The organism is Geobacillus sp. Y412MC52, from assembly GCF_000174795.2.
GTDB lineage: Bacteria > Bacillota > Bacilli > Bacillales > Anoxybacillaceae > Geobacillus > Geobacillus thermoleovorans.
Map to the genome: position 1 here is coordinate 1,348,713 of NC_014915.1, position 21,905 is coordinate 1,370,617.

Annotated in this window: 20 protein-coding genes; 16 read left to right on the top strand and 4 right to left on the bottom strand. The window is 49.8% G+C overall.

Features of this window, described 5'->3' with window-relative positions:
* Nucleotides 1-257: 257 nt before the first annotated feature.
* The 3 genes from GYMC52_RS06725 (at nucleotide 258) to GYMC52_RS06735 (ending at nucleotide 3,712) form a co-directional block, all read left to right on the top strand.
* On the top strand, nucleotides 258-776 hold the full coding sequence (locus GYMC52_RS06725; RefSeq protein WP_013523493.1) for a hypothetical protein: 519 nt from the start codon (nucleotides 258-260) through the stop codon (nucleotides 774-776).
* 270 nt (nucleotides 777-1,046) lie between these two features.
* Nucleotides 1,047-2,327, top strand: coding sequence for an IS110 family transposase (locus GYMC52_RS06730; RefSeq protein ID WP_012820563.1), 1,281 nt, complete (start codon nucleotides 1,047-1,049; stop codon nucleotides 2,325-2,327).
* Between the two features lie 395 nt (nucleotides 2,328-2,722).
* Complete coding sequence (locus GYMC52_RS06735) at nucleotides 2,723-3,712, top strand: restriction endonuclease (RefSeq protein ID WP_013523494.1); 990 nt, start codon at nucleotides 2,723-2,725, stop codon at nucleotides 3,710-3,712.
* A 70-nt stretch (nucleotides 3,713-3,782) separates the two neighbouring features.
* Here GYMC52_RS06735 and GYMC52_RS06740 read toward each other — a convergent pair whose 3' ends face one another.
* Nucleotides 3,783-5,087 carry an acetamidase/formamidase family protein gene (locus GYMC52_RS06740; RefSeq protein ID WP_013523495.1) on the bottom strand — a complete coding sequence of 435 codons (1,305 nt, stop codon included), beginning with the start codon at nucleotides 5,085-5,087 and terminating at the stop codon, nucleotides 3,783-3,785.
* 219 nt (nucleotides 5,088-5,306) lie between these two features.
* Between GYMC52_RS06740 and GYMC52_RS06745 the strand changes: the two genes are divergently transcribed.
* The 7 genes from GYMC52_RS06745 (at nucleotide 5,307) to GYMC52_RS06775 (ending at nucleotide 12,941) form a co-directional block, all read left to right on the top strand.
* Nucleotides 5,307-5,516 (top strand): hypothetical protein, encoded by a 210-nt coding sequence (locus GYMC52_RS06745; RefSeq protein ID WP_013523496.1) that lies wholly within the window; start codon nucleotides 5,307-5,309, stop codon nucleotides 5,514-5,516.
* On the top strand, nucleotides 5,482-6,894 hold the full coding sequence (locus GYMC52_RS06750; protein WP_013523497.1) for an amidase: 1,413 nt from the start codon (nucleotides 5,482-5,484) through the stop codon (nucleotides 6,892-6,894). The genes GYMC52_RS06745 and GYMC52_RS06750 overlap by 35 nt, the downstream gene beginning before the upstream one ends.
* A 251-nt stretch (nucleotides 6,895-7,145) precedes the next feature.
* Entirely contained in the window at nucleotides 7,146-8,018 is an 873-nt protein-coding gene (locus GYMC52_RS06755; protein ID WP_013523498.1) for an Rpn family recombination-promoting nuclease/putative transposase, read from the top strand.
* A gap of 242 nt (nucleotides 8,019-8,260) precedes the next feature.
* On the top strand, nucleotides 8,261-8,752 hold the full coding sequence (locus GYMC52_RS06760) for a hypothetical protein (protein ID WP_011230891.1): 492 nt from the start codon (nucleotides 8,261-8,263) through the stop codon (nucleotides 8,750-8,752).
* Nucleotides 8,753-9,161: 409 nt separating this feature from the next.
* Nucleotides 9,162-10,667 (top strand): malate:quinone oxidoreductase, encoded by a 1,506-nt coding sequence (locus tag GYMC52_RS06765; RefSeq protein WP_013523499.1) that lies wholly within the window; start codon nucleotides 9,162-9,164, stop codon nucleotides 10,665-10,667.
* Nucleotides 10,668-11,021: 354 nt separating this feature from the next.
* Nucleotides 11,022-12,374 (top strand): glycosyltransferase family 2 protein, encoded by a 1,353-nt coding sequence (locus GYMC52_RS06770; protein ID WP_013523500.1) that lies wholly within the window; start codon nucleotides 11,022-11,024, stop codon nucleotides 12,372-12,374.
* Between the two features lie 18 nt (nucleotides 12,375-12,392).
* Nucleotides 12,393-12,941 carry a YpiB family protein gene (locus tag GYMC52_RS06775; RefSeq protein WP_013523501.1) on the top strand — a complete coding sequence of 183 codons (549 nt, stop codon included), beginning with the start codon at nucleotides 12,393-12,395 and terminating at the stop codon, nucleotides 12,939-12,941.
* A 104-nt stretch (nucleotides 12,942-13,045) separates the two neighbouring features.
* On the opposite strand, the gene GYMC52_RS06780 is transcribed toward GYMC52_RS06775, so the two are convergent.
* Both GYMC52_RS06780 and GYMC52_RS06785 read right to left on the bottom strand, forming a co-directional pair.
* Nucleotides 13,046-14,173 (bottom strand): NAD(P)/FAD-dependent oxidoreductase, encoded by a 1,128-nt coding sequence (locus GYMC52_RS06780; RefSeq protein WP_013523502.1) that lies wholly within the window; start codon nucleotides 14,171-14,173, stop codon nucleotides 13,046-13,048.
* 249 nt (nucleotides 14,174-14,422) lie between these two features.
* A complete protein-coding gene (locus tag GYMC52_RS06785) occupies nucleotides 14,423-15,262 on the bottom strand; it encodes an MBL fold metallo-hydrolase (protein WP_013523503.1) in 840 nt (279 codons plus the stop codon).
* A gap of 456 nt (nucleotides 15,263-15,718) precedes the next feature.
* On the opposite strand from GYMC52_RS06785, the gene GYMC52_RS06790 reads away from it, so the two are divergent.
* The 5 genes from GYMC52_RS06790 to GYMC52_RS06810 all read left to right on the top strand — a co-directional run bounded on the left by GYMC52_RS06790 (nucleotide 15,719) and on the right by GYMC52_RS06810 (nucleotide 18,835).
* Complete coding sequence (locus tag GYMC52_RS06790; protein ID WP_013523504.1) at nucleotides 15,719-16,369, top strand: DUF975 family protein; 651 nt, start codon at nucleotides 15,719-15,721, stop codon at nucleotides 16,367-16,369.
* Between the two features lie 164 nt (nucleotides 16,370-16,533).
* A complete protein-coding gene (locus GYMC52_RS06795; RefSeq protein ID WP_013523505.1) occupies nucleotides 16,534-17,004 on the top strand; it encodes a DUF2935 domain-containing protein in 471 nt (156 codons plus the stop codon).
* 67 nt (nucleotides 17,005-17,071) lie between these two features.
* The gene (locus GYMC52_RS06800; protein WP_011230901.1) at nucleotides 17,072-17,389 is read left to right on the top strand and encodes a YbjQ family protein; all 318 of its coding nucleotides are present in this window, start codon (nucleotides 17,072-17,074) and stop codon (nucleotides 17,387-17,389) included.
* A 196-nt stretch (nucleotides 17,390-17,585) separates the two neighbouring features.
* Nucleotides 17,586-17,894, top strand: a complete 309-nt coding sequence (locus GYMC52_RS06805; protein WP_013523506.1) for an ArsR/SmtB family transcription factor — start codon at nucleotides 17,586-17,588, stop codon at nucleotides 17,892-17,894.
* 17 nt (nucleotides 17,895-17,911) lie between these two features.
* On the top strand, nucleotides 17,912-18,835 hold the full coding sequence (locus GYMC52_RS06810; RefSeq protein WP_013523507.1) for a cation diffusion facilitator family transporter: 924 nt from the start codon (nucleotides 17,912-17,914) through the stop codon (nucleotides 18,833-18,835).
* A 98-nt stretch (nucleotides 18,836-18,933) separates the two neighbouring features.
* Here GYMC52_RS06810 and GYMC52_RS06815 read toward each other — a convergent pair whose 3' ends face one another.
* Nucleotides 18,934-19,830 (bottom strand): LysR family transcriptional regulator, encoded by an 897-nt coding sequence (locus tag GYMC52_RS06815; protein WP_013523508.1) that lies wholly within the window; start codon nucleotides 19,828-19,830, stop codon nucleotides 18,934-18,936.
* A 242-nt stretch (nucleotides 19,831-20,072) separates the two neighbouring features.
* Here GYMC52_RS06815 and GYMC52_RS06820 point away from each other — a divergent pair, with 242 nt between their 5' ends.
* Nucleotides 20,073-21,896 (top strand): assimilatory sulfite reductase (NADPH) flavoprotein subunit, encoded by a 1,824-nt coding sequence (locus GYMC52_RS06820; protein ID WP_013523509.1) that lies wholly within the window; start codon nucleotides 20,073-20,075, stop codon nucleotides 21,894-21,896.
* Nucleotides 21,897-21,905: the final 9 nt, after the last annotated feature.

A 21,905-nucleotide genomic window follows, 5' to 3' on the forward strand; every position in this document is an offset into this window, starting at 1 on the left:
GAGCATATTCCCGAGCAGCAACAGGGCGCTAGTGTATTGCACACTTAGAGAAATAGGAGTTGATAAAAAATGAGCTTCAAAGCGGAAGTGTTACGTGTTTTCATCGCTTCGCCATCGGTATAGAAAAGGGAGCGGCACCGCACCGCTCTTTTTGTATTTTTGATCGGTCGACAAAGTTCGACGGCAACGTTTTACAAAAGTTGATACAATCAAATCAACTGAATCTTTTTATCTATGACAAAGGGAGGGGTCACGGGATGGCAACGATTCGTAAAGCGGATTATTACTATGGAGCACTTCTTTCCGCGCTGGTCAACGGCGGGTTGGCGCCGGCGCTGTTTGAAAAGGAAAATGACAACCGACAAATTTATGAAGTCACGACGAATAAAGCGAGCTATATTATGTACACGAAATACAACACGAATCCATCCGGCTCCAAAGATTTCACTTGGTCGTTTGTATTCAGCGATCATGAGATTGCAGAAATTAACAAGATTTATCTCGAACACAGCAAGGAAAAAGAAATCATGTTTGCATTTGTCTGCGCACAGAAACAGCCGAGTGACTCCAATCAAGTGATTACCATCGTCCGTTGGAATGAGTTTCTCGAGTGTGTCGACCTGCAAAGACAACAAGTTCGGGGAACTCCGCGGCTTTCCATAAAAGCGGTGAAAGGCTCTCCCAAGCTTCGCCTCTACGGCAGCAAGCGCGCAGATGTATTGGATGGGAAAGATCATACGATCAAAATTGAACGAAATCGATTAAACAGTTTGTAATTAGGTGAAGAACACCGATGGATGGGCTTATGTTATACGGTTTGTTCGTTTTGGCACATCTTAAATGTAGTGCCTATAGCGGTGAGCTATAGGCTCATTGTTTCGGCTCCTGTTTTTAGAAGAATGGTTGCTTCACAGGCGGAGCGATTTCTTTTTGCAAAAAGGAGCATTCCCGTTAGGAGCTTTTCCGGGGACTTGATCAAAAAAAGCCCTCTTGGTATGATGCAGGGGTGTCAAACACATCACTCACCATACCAAGGAGGACTTCAGATGAATTGTACACAAAACTATAAAATTGATCAAGTCACCGAACAAACGCTTGTCGTGGGCATCGATATCGCGAAACGAACCCACTACGCCTGCTTCGTGGATGACCGGGGGCGTGTGCTTCGCAAATCGTTCCCGATCTTCCAGTCGAAAGAGGGCTTTCGCCAGCTGTATGAAGCGATTCAGGAGGCGATGCAAGCGTTCGGAAAGCCGCAGGTGATCGTCGCGGTGGAGCCGACCGGGCACTACTGGTTGAACCTGGCCTACTTCCTCGAGGAGCACGGGATCCCGTTGGTCATGGTCAACCCGGCGCATGTGTGCCGGTCGAAAGAACTCGATGACAACCTGCCGACGAAACATGACGCCAAAGACGCCCTAGTCATCGCCAGACTGGCGAAAGACGGACGATTCCTCGTCCCCCGGCTGCTGCACGAGATCGAAGCCGATTTGCGCGTCGGGAGCACGCTCAAAGAGAAGCTCCGCAAGGAACAGACGGCGGTGAAAAACGCGATCGTCCGCTGGACCGACCGATATTTTCCAGAGTTTTGGACGGTGTTTCGCGACCTGGGGAAAACGGCGCTTTCGGTGCTGGAGTGGACGCCGCTTCCGGCCGATATGGCCAGCCGATCCGCCGAGGAGCTCATCGAGGTGTACCGGCAAAGCGAAGGGCTGAAATGCCCGCAGAAGGCCAAAATTCAGGCGTTGATCGACGCCGCGAAGGACTCGATTGGGGTGACGGAAGGGACGACGATGGCCCGGTTTGAAATCGCCGCGCTCGTCCGCCGATACCGCCAATTGGAGGCTGAGATCGCCGCGTTGGACGCCGAGTTGAAGGCGTTGGTTCAAACGACGATGGAGTATCAATGGCTGAAAACGGTCGACGGGTTGGGAGACGCCACGATCATCGATCTGCTGGCGGAGATCGGCAGCTTCGCCCACTATCGGGACCCGCGTCAATTGGTGAAGTTGGCGGGCCTGACGCTCAAAGAGAACTCCTCCGGCCAGCGCAAAGGGCAAAAGCACATCTCCAAACGGGGACGGAAACGGCTGCGATCGGTGCTGTTTCGGGCGATGATTCCGCTGATCCGGCACAACGAGGCGTTTCGCGAGCTGCATGACTATTACACGACCCGCCCCGTCAATCCGCTGACCGGAAAGCAGTCCATCGTCGCATTATGCCGGAAGCTGTTGAATGTGCTGTTTGCGATTTGTACGAAGAAACAAGCCTTTGACGCGGAGCGAATGAAACAGGACGTCTTGTCCCAGGTGCAACGGGCGGCCTAAGGCCTCCCCCTGCGAACGGAAGAATCGTTGGACAACAGGATGACACCGGAGAAGCTGGCGTGATTTTATCCATTCGACCTTGAGTCCCCAAAGGAGCTTGGCCGGCCTCCGCCTGATGACGAGACCGAACGAGGGAATGTTGGCGCGAAGACGCCCGGAGACATGGGAGGGTTCGTCCTCATCAGCGACGCGGAGATCCAAAGGGTGCATCGAATACGCTTCTCCCCACGGAAGGAAAATATCCCCAGCCGTGGCCGCGAAGCGCACCCTAGGTCTGTAAGATATCCACAAAACTGAAAAAGGATGTAAGGGATTTTGTCGAAAAATATTTTTTGGACACCCCTGAGGGGCCGAAAAGCCTTGATAAATCAACATTTCTAGAGGGAGGAACCCGAATGTCAAAATGGTGGATGATCCGCGCGGGCGACCGCAATGAACTGATTCCGCTTTGGCTGGAAAAGGGCATCGCATCGATCGGCTGGGCAAGATTGGGCGACCCGAAGAACTTTCAGTCGAAGGAACAGTTGCAGCGAAAGGCTGATGAAGTGTTCGCCGAGTCAAAACCAAAATCGAGAACGAGCTGGGTGAATCAAGTATGGCGTTTTGCCCATGAAATCAAAAAAGGCGATCGTGTGATCACATATTCGAAAGAGAAAAGGGAGTACATTGTTGGAACCGTGACAGAAGAGCATCGTTACGATCCTGCCATCGGGCATCCCTATTATCCGAACATCATCCGTGTAAAATGGGAAAATGCCACAGTTCCAAGGGATTCGTTGTCAGACGGAGCGAAGAACAGTTTAGGTTCGACGCTGACGGTTTTTCGAGTGGACGAATGGGGCGATGAAATCGAGCAGCGTTTAAACAGCCAATCATTCCCAAAACCTCGGGATGAATCTGAAGAGGGGGAAACGGAAGAAATCGTCGAAGACCTTGTTGGAAAAGCGTTGATGATGATCCAGGACAAAGTGGACAAGCTTGATCCGTGGCAAATGCAAGATTTAGTGGCAGGCTTGCTTCAAGCGATGGGGTACAACGTGCAAGTGAGCCCGAAAGGCCCTGACGGTGGGGTGGATGTGTTGGCTTATAAGGACGCGTTTGGCTTTGAAAAACCCATAATTAAGGTGCAAGTGAAGCATCGCAAAAGCGCCGCTTCGGCTCCTGAAATCCAGCAGCTTCTCGGGGCCAACCCGATTGATGCCAATTGCCTGTTCGTCTCAACAGGCGGTTTTACTTCCCATGCAGAGGCAGTCGCCAAACATAATTCCGTGAAACTGATTGATTTAGAAGAACTGGTCAACTTGATTGTCCATTGGTATGAGAACATGCCCAGCGATGCAAGGGCGTTGCTTCCGCTGCAGAAAATGTATGTGCCCGAATCTTGACAAACATACGGCTTCATCCCCGCTTGGCAAGTGCGAGAGGATGAAGCCTTTGGTGATGATCGATGTGTGTTTACTCCAAAACGCTGCGATATTGATCGTACACTAGCGAGGTCAAACTAATCTTGTCTAAATAACGAATGGGGCACAAGAAGGTCACGGTGATGACCCCAGGATGTCGGCCAATTTCGATGGCGCCGGTAATCGTGGCACGGTTCATCACCTCAGGGACAGAGATGCCTAACGTTTTCGCTGCCCGTTGCAACCCGTTTTCTGTTGCCTCATTTAGGTTGGCGCCTGTCCCGACAAAGGAAATCGGCAACGATTCTTCCAATTTGTCTACTCCCCATGATTGTGCCAAATCGAGGGCGATCTCTTTTTCTTTTTTTGTCAATGGCTTTGCCAAGTAAGGAAGGTCCTCAGCAACAGGAAGAAGAATCGGTCCGTCAATGGTCAACCCTTTGATCACTTTCACTTGAAGGGTGACGATGCCAGATACGTCGGTCGTATGCCCAGCAATTTCCCCGTCGCCCTGCATGGCATGCATATCACCGAGATAAACACCTCCGCCCCGCACTTTCACAGGGCAGATCAACACGGCGCCTTCGCGTACACGGTTAATGTCCATATGTCCGTCCGTGCGATCTTCCAGCTGTTCTTTCGTAATCCCGTATTCATGTGGGGCGTTGATCAGAAATTGGCCAAAGTCGCCAGCATTATGTGAATCCGGCAGCGGACGCGCCGGGGTGGTGCCGAGCTGTCCGAGGAACGGGCGGAGTCTGGCCACCGTTCCGACTAAGTCATGGGGCGCAAACGTGACGATCGGGTTTTGGACGGAGTTGTCGGGTGTCGCCATGTAGTACCGTCCTTGTCGAGCGATGTGTTCTGCCGCTTCTTTATGCACGGTCACGCCGATTTGTCGGTTTGGATCAAACGTCATCGTATAGCCGTTCGTAAATACAAATGGAGTCACGTCCGCGCCACAATTGGCGCACCGAATGGCTTCCGGGCCGATCCCCTCGATTTTCGTTTCCGGGTACATCGTTCCGCACTGTGGGCATTTGACAGCAACGAACGGATCGCCGACAAACCGACCTTCCATTGGCTTATCATTTCCTGAGGATGTGGCGATAGAGGTGACGCGAATCGATTTGATCTTAATCGCAATGGCGTCTCCTACTTCAGCGCCTTCGACAAAAACGGGCTTTGTCACTTCATGGCCACCGCGGATGCAAGGAGTGATCATCGGTCCCCAGCAGCCAGGAGTAGTATTGGCGACAATGTATCCCCCATCCTGCACGGGGCCAAGCATGTTTCCATGAGGGTCTAAGATGCCGTTAGTGAACTCATTGACAAACACAGTTTGTTTCGCTTCCATGGCGTTCCCCTCTTTACTTTTAGATTTTAGGATTGGTTACATAGGAACCTTGGATCGCTGACAACGAACCTTCGACAGGTGATGTCTAACTACATTTTAGGAAATTCAGTAGAGTATTGTCAAAATAATCGGGTGTATATTTATTATATTTTGTTAATTCAAAATATTTTGGTATTTAATTCTTGTAATGTATAATAATTTTAGAAGGGAGGCAACGAAATGAACAGTAGCATAGAAAAGAAATTAAGAGAAAAAGGGATTAAGTGTTCAGAACAGGAATTGATGATGCTTGAGCATCAGTGGAAAGCCATTCAGCAACTAAAACAGGGAGTCGAAAAACTCGGTTTGAATGAGGAAGATATTGGAGTCGTCCACCAACCGGGAGGTGTGTATCGTGGAAAAACGGCTAAATACGAAAACAATCTCTGAACTTTCCCCTCTTCTAAAAAACAAAGAAGTTTCACCTGTTGAACTCGTTGACGACGTACTCGAACAAATCGAAACATTAAACGATAAGCTGAATGCCTATATAGAGGTGACAGCAGAGAAAGCACGCAAGCAGGCTGAGGCGGCGGAATCAGAAATTTTATCTGGAAATTACCGCGGTCCGTTGCATGGCATTCCCATAGCAATCAAAGATATTCTTTACGTAGCTAATGAAACAACAACGATGGGGTCAAAAATTCACCGAGACTTCCGTCCAACTTACAGTGCGACAGTAATCGAGAAGTTGACGGAAGCGGGAGCAGTGTTTCCTGGAAAAACAAACTTGCATGAGTATGCTTGGGGAGCAACGAACAATAATCCTCATTTCGGACCTGCCCGAAATCCTTGGGATCCTGAACGCATTCCCGGAGGCTCAAGCGGAGGATCGGGGGTCGCAACGGCGGCGCATATGACGATTGCTTCCCTAGGAACAGATACCGGTGGTTCGATTCGAATCCCTTCTTCGTTTTGCGGCATTGTCGGTTTAAAGCCCACCTATGGACTAGTAAGCAAATATGGTTGTTTCCCGCTTGCATGGTCGTTGGACCATATCGGTCCGATGGCAAAAACGGCGAGGGATGCTGCCTATATTTTAGAAGCTGTGGCAGGGTATGACCCAAAAGATCCTACTTCCACCGATGCCCCTGCAACGAGTTATTCCACACAATTCATGGAGTCTGTTAAAGGTGTAAAAATTGGCATAGAACCGTACTTCTTTGATCATGTGGATAAAGGAGTCGAAAGAGTAGTTAAACAGGCAATTGCTTCTTTGGAACGCGAAGGTGCTGTTGTAGAAACCGTGCGAATTCCAACATTGCAATATGCGCAGTATGCGGAAATGATCACGATTCTTTCAGAAGCCAGCGCTATTCATCACAATCATTTAATAGAAAGAGAAGAAGATTTTGGCGATGATGTCCGTTTCCTTTTAAAGCTTGGAGAACTCCCTTCCGCTGTAGACTACTTGGAAGCGCAACAAATTCGTTTGAAATTGGATCGTGAGTTCATGGAAGTATTCAATAAGGTGGATGTTTTGATTACTCCAACCATTCCGTTTCTCCCTCCCAAAATCGGGCAGGATACGGTATGGATCAATGGAGAGGAAGTAAACTTTCTTGACCATATCATCCGTTTTACAGGACCGTTTAACTTGACGGGCTTGCCTGTTGTAACGGTGCCATGTGGTTTTGTTCAAGGACTTCCTGTAGGGATGCAAATCATCGGCCCAGCCTTTGGAGAAGGAACGATATTAAATGTTGCTGATGTGTTTGAAACGTTGCATCCTGAGCTGAAATACCCGCCGGCCGTTCTAAGAAAGTAAAAGCAAACGCTGGTCGTGGCGATGTACTTACTGAAGGGCGGTCTCAAAAGGTGATGATGACATAACTTTTTGAAGTAGCCTTTTTCAACTGAGTGTTTTTCACTCGCGTTCGCTGCTGTTTGTATGACGGGGAGCAAGCACAAAACGGAGAGCTTTTTCCTAGCTCTCCATTTTTTATGTCTTCCATGCAGGATTTTCGCCTCGTGCTCACGAATGATAGTTGGTGAACATCTTCATCGTGAGGTGATCGGATGGCCATTGACCATGACCAATTGTTCAAAGAGCTGATCCAGACGTTCTTCGAAGAGTTTCTCTTCCTCTTTTTCCCCGACATGCACGAGCATATCGATTTCCGCCATTTGTCCTTTTTGTCCGAAGAACTGTTCACCGATGTGACCGCAGGAGAAAAATACCGCGTTGATCTGTTGGTCGAGACGAAGCTGAAAGGGGAAGATGGACTGATCATCGTTCATGTGGAGAATCAAAGCAGCGTGCAGTCGTCCTTTCCGGAGCGCATGTTTGTCTATTTCAGCCGTTTGTTTGAAAAATACCGCATCCGCATTGTTCCCATTGCCGTCTTCAGCCATGATGCCCTCCGTGATGAACCGTCCGTGTTTTCGATTGAGTTTCCCTTTGGCGAGGTGCTGCAGTTCCGCTTTTTCCCGGTGGAGCTGCGCAAGAAACATTGGCGGGATTCTATTCGGCATGACAATCCGATTGCGGCTGCGCTGCTTGGTAAAATGGGGTATACTGAAAGTGAGAAAGTCGAGTTGAAAAAAGAGTTTTTGCGCATGTTGGTGCGATTGGAGCTGGATGAAGCGAGGCAGCGGCTGCTCTTGGGCTTTTTTGAAACGTATGTGAAGTTGTCGGAGGAGGAAGAGCAACAACTGCAAAGAGAAGTGAAGGCGATGGAAACGAAAGAAAAAGAGAACGTGTTGGAGCTGATCATTTCCTATGAGCAAAAGGGAAGGAAGGAGGGGTTAGAAGAAGGGATCGAACGTGGAATTCAACAAGGAATGAAACAGCTGATTCGTAACATGGAGCGCAAAGGAATGACGGTGGAAGACATTGCTCGGTTGGTGGATCTTCCAGAGGAAGATGTTCGGGGATTGCTTGAAGAGTAGGGAAATAAAAAACAAGGGGAGGCCATGGGGAATAAGAAGGTTGGTGACGACAAGCGGCCAATTGATCGTCGTATGGACGGCATGGCCTAAGGATGCCGAAGGGCCGCCGCGTTTGTGAAGACCGTGACCGCGGAAGCGCCTTGCTTGATTACGAAATTTGGCCGCCTTTCATCCTACGGTTTCCATTGCGGGATGAAAGACGGTGTTGTTTCGCATCTTCTTGTGAGGGAGGAAGAGAAAAATTGGATTTCCGTGATATCCCGCAACTCATTGCCCGAATGCTCATGGAAGTGATTCAAACGCATATACCGCACCAATGGATATACACCGCTGAACCATTCATCAACCCATACAACGGCAAGATCAGCTATGACTATTCCGGTGAAGTGAGGAAAATGAAGAAGGAAGAGTTTGCCGAGCTTGTCCGATCGCTGGGGAGAAGTAAGGGCTCGCGATTTTATTGTTCTCCGTTAGATGAGTTGTTAAACAACGTTTACATTGATCAATGGGTGCCGACGTATATGTCTAACTATGGAAAGCGTTGGGTGACATACTGTGACTTGCTTAGGGAAACATTTGATCAATGGAAGTACAGCCACTTTGAGATTTATGACGAGGACGGGAATGAGGTCAATGAAGATCTCAACTTGCAACTTGATGAAATATTCGAAGATTTTTTAGAGAATACTTCGCACGAGCCATTTGTTAGAGAAATTGAAAAAACGATTGCCTAATACGATGGATGTCACCTTGGAATGTTTCGGGTGTAGATGGCTTATATGACGCTTTGGCGGCATGGAGCCGTCTTTTTTGCTGCTATGAAATGATTTCGTTTGTTTTTCATCAGTCTTCTTGAAAAATCTCTGCGTTTTTTCTCGAGATGGTGGCGAAATATTCAACGATTTTGTAAAATTATTGTGAAGGGCGATTGCGGATGGTCGTGTTGATGTCATGAATATGCAACGGTGCATTGAATTATATTAATATATTTTTGTTAAAATCGATAATAGTGACATACTATTAATCAATTGTGTTATAATAAATTTTGTAATCGCCCTCAAAAACAAAAGGGGTATCGGTGGAATCATTTCGAGCGATCGCTCGATGCTCTTTTACAACTATTCATGGATAGGGATGGTAAACATGGGCAACAAACAAGGAAAAACGGATGTCATTTTAATCGGCGCTGGCATTATGAGCGCGACGTTGGGGACGCTCTTGAAGGAATTGGCGCCCGAGTGGGACATTGTCGTCTTTGAAAGACTGGAAGAGGCAGGAGCGGAAAGCTCCAACGAGTGGAACAACGCCGGGACGGGGCATGCGGCGCTTTGCGAGCTGAACTATACCGTTGAGAAGTCCGATGGGTCGATCGACATCAGCAAAGCGATCAAAATCAATGAACAATTTTACGTCTCCTTGCAGTTTTGGGCTCATTTAGTGAACAGCGGAGTGCTCGCGAATCCAAAAGAGTTCATCCGCCCGCTGCCGCATATGAGCTTCGTGCAAGGGGAAGACAATGTGGCGTTTTTGAAAAAGCGGCATGAAACGATGGCGGCCAATCCGCTGTTTAAAGGGATGGAATTTTCCGATGAACCGAAAAAGTTGGCCGAATGGGTGCCGCTCATGATGGAAGATCGGGTTGTGACCGAACCGATTGCGGCGACGCGGATCGAATCGGGAACGGACGTGAACTTCGGGGCGTTGACGCGTCAACTGTTTGAACATTTGAAACGGAAAAATGTCAACATTCACTACCGCCATCATGTCGAGGATATCCAACGGACAAGCGATGGCTTATGGGAGTTGAAGGTGCGGAATTTGGACACGGGCGCCGTTGAGCGCCATGCGGCCAAATTCGTCTTCATCGGCGCCGGGGGAGGCAGCCTCCATTTGTTGCAAAAATCCGGCATTCCCGAAGGAAAGGGGATTGGCGGCTTCCCGGTGAGCGGGTTGTTTATGGTGTGCAACAATCCGGAGGTTGTGGAAAAGCACCACGCGAAAGTGTACGGCAAAGCGAAAGTCGGCGCGCCGCCAATGTCGGTGCCGCACTTGGACACGCGGTTCATCGACAATCAAAAAATGTTGCTGTTTGGGCCGTTTGCGGGTTTTTCGCCGAAGTTTTTGAAAAACGGATCGATGCTCGACCTGTTCACTTCAATCAAGCCGCATAACGTATTGACGATCTTGGCGGCGGGCGTGAAAAATATGGCCTTGACCAACTATTTGATCCAGCAAGTGCTGTTGTCCAAAGAACAGCGCATGCAAGAGCTGCGTGAATTCGTCCCGACGGCGAAAAGCGACGAATGGGACATCGTCGTCGCTGGTCAGCGCGTGCAAGTGATCAAAGACACGGAATCTGGCGGCAAAGGAACATTGCAATTCGGCACGGAGGTCGTTCATGCGGCCGATGGCTCGATCGCGGCGTTGCTCGGCGCTTCGCCAGGCGCATCGACGGCGGTTCATGTGATGTTGGAAGTCATCGAGAAATGTTTCCCAGAGCAGATGAAAGAATGGCGACCGAAAGTGAAAGAAATGATTCCGTCCTACGGTGAATCATTGATGAAAAACGAATCGCTTTTGCGGCAAGTGCAAGCATCCACAGCCGAAGCGCTCGGGTTAAATGGCCACTTTGCGCTGCAGCTTGCGTAGGCCCATGCCAATTGCGGCCTGCTGGGGATAGCTTGGCCGTCTGTGAGAAACAGCTGCCTGAAGACGAAGGGCAGCTGTTTTTATTTGCTGTCTTGTGTCTCCAAGTTTATATCCACAGACGAAATGATCTTCACTGTAAATTTCCTCTTGAAAAATTTAGGAAACGTTAATGACTCAATTGCTTTTTTATGAGCGGTTATCATACAATTGTCTCATACACTTTTGAGTTGGATAGGCAAAAGGAGTTAATTCCATGATAGCAACTTTGTTTTCTACGTTCTGATCTGAGGGGTTGTAAGGCTTGGATTCATGATATTTCCAAAAAGATTATCATTTTAGGATGGGGGTGTTCATGTGAATACCAATTTGTCTTTCAATCAGTCTTCTCCTGAAATAAAACCAAGGACCAAAGCCTATATACCCGTTAAATACAAATTTATAATAGGCCATATCGTTGCATTTTTGTGGCTGTGCTTTAGCGTTTATGTCTCCATACCATGGATTTTTGATTTGGCTCATTTGGTAAGTTTTCCGCTCTCTGTAGTGATTATAGCAGGTTTAGCCTATATCCCCGGATATTTGACCGCTTTTTTGGTTGTTAGTTTATTGCTTGATCGCCAGCCTCCGTTGAAAACTGAATATCCAGACAAAGCGGTAACGATATTGATCGCAGCCAGAAATGAAGCTGATAAAATTGAAAACACATTAAAGTATATTGCTAAGCAAGATTACAATGGGGAAATACGTGTGTTATTGGTTGATAATGGCTCAACAGATCAAACAGTAGAGAAAGCGCGCCGTGCGGCAATGAGATTGGGACTGGATGTTACCATTTTGAAAGAGGAGAAACCGGGAAAATTCCACGCGTTAAATAAAGGCCTCCAGCATGTTAGTACCGATTTGATGATAACGTTAGATGCCGATACATTGCTTCATCGATCAGCAGTAAGATATTTGATTGCTAGGATAGAGTCGGCTCCAGTGAATGTTTGTGCTGTAGCTGGTGCTGTTTTAGTGAGAAACAGTCGGGAGAACCTTCTTGCTAGAATTCAAGAATGGGATTATTTTCTTGGTATTGCTTCGATTAAGCGAATGCAAGGATTATACCAAGGAACTTTGGTGGCCCAAGGGGCATATAGCTTATATAAGACGGAGGCAATTAGAGAAGTTGGCGGTTGGCCTGATGCCATTGGAGAGGATATTGTCCTTTCTTGGCGTTTGCTAGAAAAAGGATGGAGAATTTACTTTGAACCTCATGCGGTGGCGTTTACGGATGTTCCGGTTTCTTGGGTACATTTTTGCAGACAACGATCTCGGTGGGCAAGGGGAATGATCGAGGCGTTGAAGGTTGTAAAACCGTGGCAGCAACCACAATTGTTTGTGAAATACCTCACGATGGTGAATTTGTTACTCCCTTATTTAGACACCATCTATACTTTATGTTGGTTACCGGGATTAATTTTGGCCTTCTTCGGTTATTATTACATTGTTGGCCCGATGACGTTGTTGGTTGTACCGCTGACGTTGATCGCGTATTGGGTTCTATACCGATATCAAAGATCGGTGTTCCGAAAATTGGATCTCAAGATCAGAAGAAATAGAATTGGTTTTGTCGTCTTTGTCTTGTTTTACCAAATGATCATGTCTCCAGTGTCATTTTGGGGATATATACAAGAGTTAGCTCGGTTAAGGAGAGTTTGGAAATAGGGAGGAGGGGACAGTGCGATGAGGTGGGTGTCAGCCTTAGAAAAACGCAATTTTTTAACATCGTTTTTGCACAATCATCGCTTAAAGCATCCGGATGCACGGTTTGTGCTTAAGTATTTGCTTCAGCACCCCCATTTGCTTGAGAACGTCCAGTTTACGGAAACCGAGCAAAAGCAAGGGCGGTGGCTCATCATCTCAACCGCGATGGCGGAAGAAGAGGGGCTTGTGTTTTATCGACGCGGTCAAAAAAGTACGAGTTTGGCCGCCATTATGGGCGATTTGGCGCTGCATCCAAATGAACCGCTCTATTTGACGCTTCATTTTCCAGGAAAGGCAAGGAATTTTTCGTACCTTCGGCTCATTGATCACCAAGCGTTTGAAAACGTCCGGCGGCATGAGCGCCATGAGAAAATGGCGAAAGCGGCCGAGCAAGTGCTCGATGAAGCGTTGAAACGCCATGAAGTGTCGATTTTGAAGATGCAAATCGATCAAGCGCTTGACCGCAAAGATATGGAATGGTTTCAAATGCTGACGGAGCAGTTGAAAAAATATGAAGGACAAAGCTGACAAAACACGGTCAGCTTTGCCCTGACGGTGAGAAAGGGATATCAGTCGCTGCGTTGGCTGTTGTCTATATCGTGGAAGATCCGTTGTTGCTTTTTCTGATCCCCTCATTGAACGATCGGTGCGACGGCGCTTGCTGCGTCATAATCGCTTGGGTCGAGTTCCGTCGGCAGGCCGATGACGAGTTTCGCCAACTCCTTTCCTAAATACGGGCCGACGGTGAGACCTGAGGAGCCGAGCCCATTGGCGATATACACCCCAGAAAAGCCCGGAAGCGGTCCGAAGATCGGGAGAAACCCAGGCGTGCGCGGGCGGAATCCGACTCGCGTCTCGATATATGTCCAGGTGGAGAGCCCCGGCGCAACGGCAAGCGCTTTGTCCAACAATTCGTGCATTCCCCCGGCGGTGGGGCGAATGTCCATGCCCGCTTCATCTTCGTGTGTGGTTCCGATCACAATTCTGCTTCCCGGGAAGGCGAGCATATACTGATTGTTCGGCGGCATGACGACTGGCCAATGGGATGTGTCGCATTCCGGATGCTCCAAGTGAATGAGCTGCCCTTTTTGTGGGGTGACGAGCAGTTTGATCCCGAGCGGCTCCAGCAACTCGCCGGCCCAGGCGCCGGCCGTGACGATGACCGCTTCGGCAGCGTATTTCGTTCCGTCGGCTTCCACGCCGATGATGCGGGAGCCTTCAAACAGGAGTCGGGCGTTTCCGCGGATGTAGGCGGCGCCGCGCTTTTGGGAAGCGTTCATGAGGGCGTCTCGCACCGCCCGACCGTTCACTCGGGCGGCGCCGCTCACATAAAGGGCATGATGCTCGCCGACAAGCGGCGGAAACAGCTCCTTCGCCTCTTGGGGATGAAGCCGCACGATCTCTCCCATTTCCGGCGCGTCTTCGCGCCGTTTGAGAGCGCGCTCCTCCATTTGTTCCAGTTTCTGTTCATCTGTGTGCAGCCATAGAGCCCCGACGCGTGCGTAACCGGTCTCCGTTTCCCCGTATGATTCCAGCTCTTCAATGAGGGAAGGATAAAATTTCGCCCCGCCTTTCGCTAACCGATACCATTTTTGGTTGCGGCGCTGTGACAGCCAAGGGCACACGATCCCCGCCGCCGCATCGGTCGCTTGGCCTTTGTCGCCGCGGTCGATGATCATCACGCTTGCCCCTTCTTTAGCCAAATGATAGGCGGTAGAGGCCCCTAAAATGCCAGCTCCAATGACGATGTATGACTTCATTCCCTGACACCTTTTCTGCGTTTTTCTCTATTAGCATAACATACGCAGCGTCAATGGGGAACAGCAGACGCCTGCCTGAACGGCCAATGGGCCGTCCAGCACCAAAAAGGTGTAACTGTCCATGGCAAGGGAAAAGTGTGAAATGGAAGACAACGAGAGTTGGGGGAGACGGCGGCAGAAAAGAAAGCAGCGGCGGGCGTAAAAAGGCTGCCCCACGACGCAATCATGGCCATCTCGGGCAGCCCCGCCTCAGCCCGCTTGTTTCGTCTCATATTCCTGAATGACCGACCGGATGATATGGAGCGAGTCCCATTCTCCACCCGAGAAAAAGACGATCGGGTATTTTTTCGGAAACAAAAGGGCCTGGATTTGTTTGGGCGGTGTTCCTTTTTCGTATAAATCGATGATCGTCCCTTGCAGTTCAAGCAAATAGTCAAGCTTCCGCTGCAAGGCTTCGCGCCCGTTCGGGAGATAGCCCGCATGGGCGCAGAAGACGTCGCCGAAATCGTACGTCAACACGTGTTGCAAGGAAGTGATGATCGCCGGGATGTTTTCTTCGCGCAAGATGACTTTCGTTTTCTCTTGGCAGTACAAGTCGCCGCTGAACAGCTGGCCGGTTTCGCGGTTCAAAAACGCCACATGGTCGATTGAATGGCCTGGCGTCGGGATGACGTCCCACGTTGCGCTTCGCGAGGAAAACGTCGCGCCGATGGGCTTGGCGGTGAATGGATCGCGCTTGCCCCAAAACACTTTTCGATAGAGCGGATAGTCCGCCTTTTGCTGGCAATAATGGATCATCAGTTCGTTCATATAGATGGGCAGGCCCATCTTTCGCTGCAAAAACGCTGCGCAGCCGGTATGGTCTTCGTGAAAATGAGTGATGACGACTTGGTCGATGTCTTGTTGTTGGAAAAACGAAGTAAATTCGTTTTCCATCGATTTTGCGCCGGTGTCAATCAGCACCCCATCGATGACAAAGCAGCGGACGGTAAGACGGACGCCTTGAAACATCGCCGTTCCTTTGGCGATGAGTACGTTTTGCGCCGTCTCGGTTTCAAACCGCTTTTTGATCACTTTATCGAGCCACATAGGGGAACCTCCTTGCCGCAAAAGTGGTTGTGTTCATTATACCATAGAGAATGAGTATTCATTCATTTTTGTTCAATCACCAATCGTTGTGTATCCCTTCTTTTACGGGGAATGAGCGCTCTATCAACATTTCCGGTTCGTTAGAATGACGGGGAAGGCGTTAATAGTAAAATGGTAGAAAACGATTCATTGGGTCATTTTGATGGAGAAGGTTCCCCCATTTCCACCTTAGGGAAACACATAGAGTTGCAATGGGGCACTCGGGAAGCCTTCTGGCAACGGCGTTGTTCGCTCGCCCGACAGTCGATCCAATCGCTCTGTAAAAACTACAAATGTTAAAGATTCAAATTGCATCTATATATTTATAAAAATAGGAATATATGATAAATTACAGTTATAATTCATAATATTCCATTGGGGATTTTTAACTTTCATAATTAGTCAAGGGGGAGCCACATGACATTATCGCAGCTCAGAAGGCAAGCGAGGCAGGCGTTAAAAGGGCAATGGGGAATGGCAGTTCTTATCATGCTCGTGTATTTTGTGTTGAATACGGTCATCCCAACAGTGTTGGAAATGGTGCTCAGCGGTGGATGGAGCGCTTGGATGGCGCAAGAGGATCCGCCTTTTGCGGCCCAGCTGGTCAGTTTGTTGTATACGGCGGCGCTGCTTCCGCTCGGTATCGCGGTCTATTGGGTGTTTTTGGATGCCTATCGAGGGCAGCCGCTTTCGGTGGCGCCGCTCTTCACCGTGTATCGGCAAGGAAAGCTGCCGCTTAAGTTGATCGGCGCATCGATTTTGTACGGCATTTTTGTTTTCCTATGGACTCTTTTGCTCATCATCCCGGGGATTATCAAATCATTGGCTTACTCGCAGACGTTCTTTTTGTTAAAAGACCATCCGGAGTATGGGGCGCTTCAAGCGATTCGTGAAAGCAACAAGCGGATGAAAGGGTATAAATGGAAGCTTTTTTTGCTTTATTTGAGTTTTCTCGGCTGGGGGATTTTATCCCTTCTGACGCTCGGCATCGGGTTGTTATGGCTGATTCCTTATGTGTACACGTCGCTGGCGGCTTTTTATGATGAGTTTATTCGTGTGCAGGAATAGAAAAGAAAGCCTCCTAGCATGAACCGTTCACTGGTCGTCCTGTGCGTGTCGCTGGGCTGATTTTGGAAGCGAATTAGGAAGGCCGTCATCGTTTCGATCATTGCGCATATGGATGCTGTTTTGCCCATACACTGAAAGAAGAGGGGAAACAGGGAGGGAAGAGCGTGCAATTTTACTACGGCCCACACATGCCGCTGCGCGTTTTGGATGAGATTGAATTCTGGAAGCACCAAGAGGAAGAACATACGGTCGTCATTCGCGAGCTTGCGTCTGGATTGGAAGCGCCATATGTAGAAGCGTTGAAAAAATGGGAGGAGGCGCTTTCGGCTACGCATCAGCACGCGGTCCGTTATATCGAATCGGTGGTTCGGGCCGGCCATTATGTTCCTGAACAACTGCATCAACAAGTGCTCCATTTTGTGTCGTACTGCCTAGAGCAGAGCCTTCAGTTCATCGAATTATGCCAGCAAATCAAAACACGCAGCAAAGCCGTCAGCCAAAACCCGACCGCCAAGGTGGTGCTCGATCACATCATTCGCGAATCGGAGTATTTTGTCGGCATCTCGCAGTTGTTGTTGTACGGTACTCATTCGGCATTGGCTGCACTGCGGACCAATTCATCGGCGACGTCATAGATGCAATGTAGTATAATGGAATTGGATGCTTCCACCTATTATGATGAGCCACGAGGGGGACATAGCTGTGATTGTCACGACCACCAATACCATTGAGGGAAAAGAAATTGAAGAGTATTTGGGCATCGTAGCGGGAGAGGTCATTTTGGGCGCCAATGTCGTCCGTGATTTTCTCGCCAGCATCACCGACATCATCGGCGGGCGGAGCGGAACGTATGAAAGCAAGCTGGCCGAAGGGCGGGAGATGGCGATCAAGGAGATGGTCAATAAGGCGAGAAGCCTTGGCGCCAACGCCGTCATCGGGGTGGATCTCGATTTTGAAACGCTGCGCGACGGCATGATGATGTGCATTGCGACTGGGACGGCGGTGCGGCTGAAATCGTAATGGGAAAGCAGCGGGTCTATCGGCCCCTGCTTTTTTTTTTTTGCTTTGCTGGCTGCCGTTGTGGAGGTGTCAGTGCATCGGCTGTTGATGCTGATGGGGTTTTGTAGCTTGAAATAGGATTGACAGAAGAAAAAAAGCGGTTTATGATTCACATATATGAACAAATGCTCATATATTAAAATGTGAGGGAACAGCCATGAACGCAGAGGATCATTCGTTTTTAGATGAAGGTGTGATTGAGGAAGTGTCACGGATCTTTAAAGCCCTAGCGGATCCGACTCGGATGAAGATGTTGTATTTGTTGTCGCAGGAAGAATGCCATGTAGGCCATATTGCGGAAGTGCTCGGCATGTCGCAATCAGCGGTTTCCCATCAGTTGGCGCTGCTTCGGACGTTGCGGCTTGTGAAATATCGCCGTGAGGGGAAGATGTTGGTTTACTCATGTGATGACGAACATGTCATTTCGTTGCTAAAGCAGGCGATTGATCACGCACAACACCAATAAGTAAGGAGAGAAGATGGATGCATCATCACGCGCACGGCCATTGTGATCACCATCACGGGCATCATCACGGCAGAGAAGGAAATCAAAAAGGGCTGGCGATCGCCCTCGGTGTAACGATCGGGATCATGGTGCTCGAGTTTGTCGGCGGGCTTGTGACGAACAGCCTTGCTCTTCTTTCGGATTCAGGGCATATGCTGAGTGATGCCATTTCGCTTCTGTTAAGCCTGGCGGCGGTTTGGCTGGCGGCGAAGCCCGCGTCGCCGAAGAGAACGTATGGATTTTACCGGTTCGAGATTTTAGCGGCGCTCGTAAACGGGGTCACGTTGGTGGTGATTGCCGCTTGGATTATTTGGGAAGCGGTCGGGAGGTTTGTGAATCCACCTGTTGTCGCGAGCGGGCCGATGATGGCGGTGGCCGCCGTTGGGTTGTTGGCAAATCTCGTGAGCGCTTGGGTGTTAATGCGCAAAGGGGATGTCAAAGAGAACGTCAATGTCCGCAGTGCGTATTTGCACGTGCTCGGCGATGCGTTAGGCTCGGTCGGGGCGATGGCGGCAGGGCTTGTCATCTGGCTGTTCGATTGGTACGCGGCCGATCCGCTCATTTCCATCGCGGTGGCGGTTTTGATTCTAAAAGGAGCATTTGCCGTAGTCAAGCAGACAGTGCATATTTTAATGGAAGGAACGCCGGCGGCGATTGACCATGCGGAAGTGAAGGCGGCGCTCTCGGGCATTGATGGGGTGATCGATGTCCACGATTTGCATATTTGGACGATCACCTCGGGGCTTGATTCGTTAAGCTGCCATTTGCTCATTGAGGAAGGATGCGATGGACAGGCGGTTTTGCAGCGGGCGATTGATTTGGTCGAAACGCGCTTTCACATTCGCCATGCGACGATTCAAATCGAAATGCCGCACATCCGCCATGGGGAGATGGAAGTGTAGGGGAGCCGAGCTAGGCAGCCTAGTGGGCCGGGTCCATGTTTATCATTTCAAACGCAGAAGACCTCCACTTCCACGTGTGAGCGTAGGTGGGAGAGTGTTCAATTGTGGGCGCCGGCCCATTTGTTTTGCAATGTTTCCAGAAAAATGCGCACGTTTTGCTTGTTTTCCATAATCGGTGTGTAAATATAGGAAAGCATCCGGTAAAACGGCGGATGGTTCAGGCGAACAATGGACAGGTGGCCGTGCTCGATGTCGCGGGCGACGACGCTGCGTGACAGCAAGGACAGGGCGTTGCCGTTGATCAACGTTTCTTTAATGCCTTGGTTGCTGCTGATGATCATGAGCGATTTGACTTTCAGCCCGTTCGAGCGGATGAAATGGTTGAAATATTCCCTTGTTCCCGACCCGACTTCGCGCGCCACCCATGCTTCGTTTTGCAGCTCGGCGATCGTGACCTCCTCTTTTTGCGCCAGTTCGTGGCGGTTGGAGGCGACGATGACAAGCTCGTCTTGCATGAACGGATGAACGGACAGTTCTTTTTCGTTCGTTTGCCCTTCGATCAAGCCGATGTCGACTTGATATGATTTGACGAGTTCGACAATTTCTTTCGTGTTGCCGATCATCACCTCAAGCTCCAATTCTGGATAGCGCTTTTGGAAATCGGGCAAAAGCGGGGGCAAAATATACTCTCCAATGGTAAAGCTGGCGCCGATGGTCAATTTGCCTTTCACTGAGTGATGGTGCTCCAAAATGTCTTGCTTCGTTTGTTCATAGAGCACCATCATTTGTTTGGCGCGATCGTACAAAAGTTCACCTGTCGGCGTCATGCGCAGCCGCTTCGGGGAGCGGATGAACAGTTTCGTCTGGAACTCCTTCTCTAAATTTTTAATGTGCAAGCTGACACTTGGCTGGGATAAATGGAGAATTTCCGCCGTCTTTGTGAAATTTTTCACTTCTGCTAACGTAATGAACGTCTTCAACTCATCGTAATACATTGGCCAACCCCTCGCATGCAGCCTGACTGTTTTGTTGCGGATCATTATTAGTGATGTTAATAGTTTTAATAATTTATATTTATTTTACTAATGTTTTGTTTTGCGGTAAAGTGTAAATATGATATTTTGGATAAAGTATACTTTGTTTATAGGGATTAATGGAATTTGGCGTCCGCCCATGATGGCGGGTTAAGCAACGCCAATCGATTCCATCTTATTTTTATATTGTGAGGTGGACACCGTTGCAGCTGCAAGTAACCAACAGTCCGTTTAGCCAGGAGCAGATTGAGCTCTTGAACCGTTTGTTGCCGACGTTGACGCCAGCGCAAAAATTTTGGCTGAGCGGGTATTTGGCCGCCGCCGAGTCGGCCGCTGCTGTGCTTGACGCCGAAGCGCCCGCACTGCTTGTCGGGGGCGGGAAACCGGTTTCGAAAGAAGTGACCGTTCTGTACGGTTCGCAGACCGGCAATGCGCAAAAACTGGCCGAAAAAGCAGGCAAGGCGCTTAAGGAGCGCGGATTCGAGGCGAAAGTGTCGTCCATGCTTGACTTTAAGCCGAATGAATTGAAGAAAGTCGAGACGCTGCTCATCGTCGTGAGCACGCATGGGGAAGGCGATCCGCCAGACAACGCGGTGTCGTTTTACGAGTTTCTCCACAGCAAACGGGCGCCGAAGCTGAATCATTTACGCTTTTCCGTCTTGGCGCTTGGCGATACGTCGTATGAACATTTTTGCCAGACGGGGAAAGATTTTGACAAGCGGCTCGAGGAGCTCGGGGGAGAGCGGTTTTATCCGCGCGTCGACTGTGACGTCGACTACGAGGAAGCGGCGGCGAAATGGCTTGACGGCGTGCTTGCCGAGCTGAGCAAGGGGATCAATGCCGAGGCCGCGCCAGTGTTGTCGGCCGCTGCGGCCGTGCCGAAAGCCGAACCGGCGGTCGTCTATTCGCGGAAAAATCCGTTCCCGGCTGAGGTGCTGGAAAACATCAACTTAAACGGCCGCGGATCGAACAAAGAAACGCGCCATCTCGAATTGTCTCTTGAAGGATCGGGGTTGAAGTATGAGCCGGGCGATGCGCTTGGCATCTTCCCGAAAAACGATCCGGAGCTTGTCGATCTCATCATTCAAGAAATGAAATGGAACCCGGAAGAAACGGTGACGATCGACAAAGACGGGGAAGTGCGGTCGCTCAAAGAAGCGCTCACGTCCCATTTTGAAATCACTGTGTTGACCAAAGCGCTGTTGCAAAAGCTTGCGCCGCTGTCGAAAAACAGCGAGCTTCAAGCGCTCGTTGCCCCAGGCAATGAGGCGAAGCTGAAAGAATACGCCAAAGGCCGCGACTTATTGGATGCGTTCCGCGACTTCGGCCCATGGGATGCGGCGCCGCAACAAGTCATCTCGATTTTGCGCAAAATGCCGCCGCGCCTGTACTCGATCGCGAGCAGCTTAGCGGCCTATCCAGATGAAGTGCACTTGACGATCGGTGCGGTCCGTTATGAGTCGCACGGCCGCCTGCGCAAAGGGGTGTGCTCGACGTTCTGCGCCGAACGCGTCCAAATCGGCGATACGTTGCCGGTCTTTGTGCAGCCGAACCCGAACTTTAAGTTGCCGAAGGATCCCGACACGCCGATCATTATGATCGGTCCAGGCACCGGAGTGGCGCCGTTCCGCGCCTTTATGCAAGAGCGAGAGGCCATCGGGGCGAAAGGAAAATCGTGGCTCTTTTTCGGGGACCAACACTTTATGACCGACTTCCTGTATCAAACCGAATGGCTCGCATGGTTGAAAAGCGGTGTGCTGACTAAAATGGACGTCGCCTTCTCGCGCGATACGGAGCGAAAAATATACGTTCAACACCGGATGCTCGAGCGAAGCAAAGAGCTGTTCGGCTGGCTCGAGGATGGCGCCGTCGTCTACGTATGCGGCGACAAACAACACATGGCGCGCGACGTCCATCAGACGTTGATCGAGATTATCGAAAAAGAAGGCGGAATGAGCCGTGAACAGGCGGAAGCGTATGTCACGGAGATGCAAAAGCAAAAACGATACCAACGCGACGTCTATTAATCTCAAAGA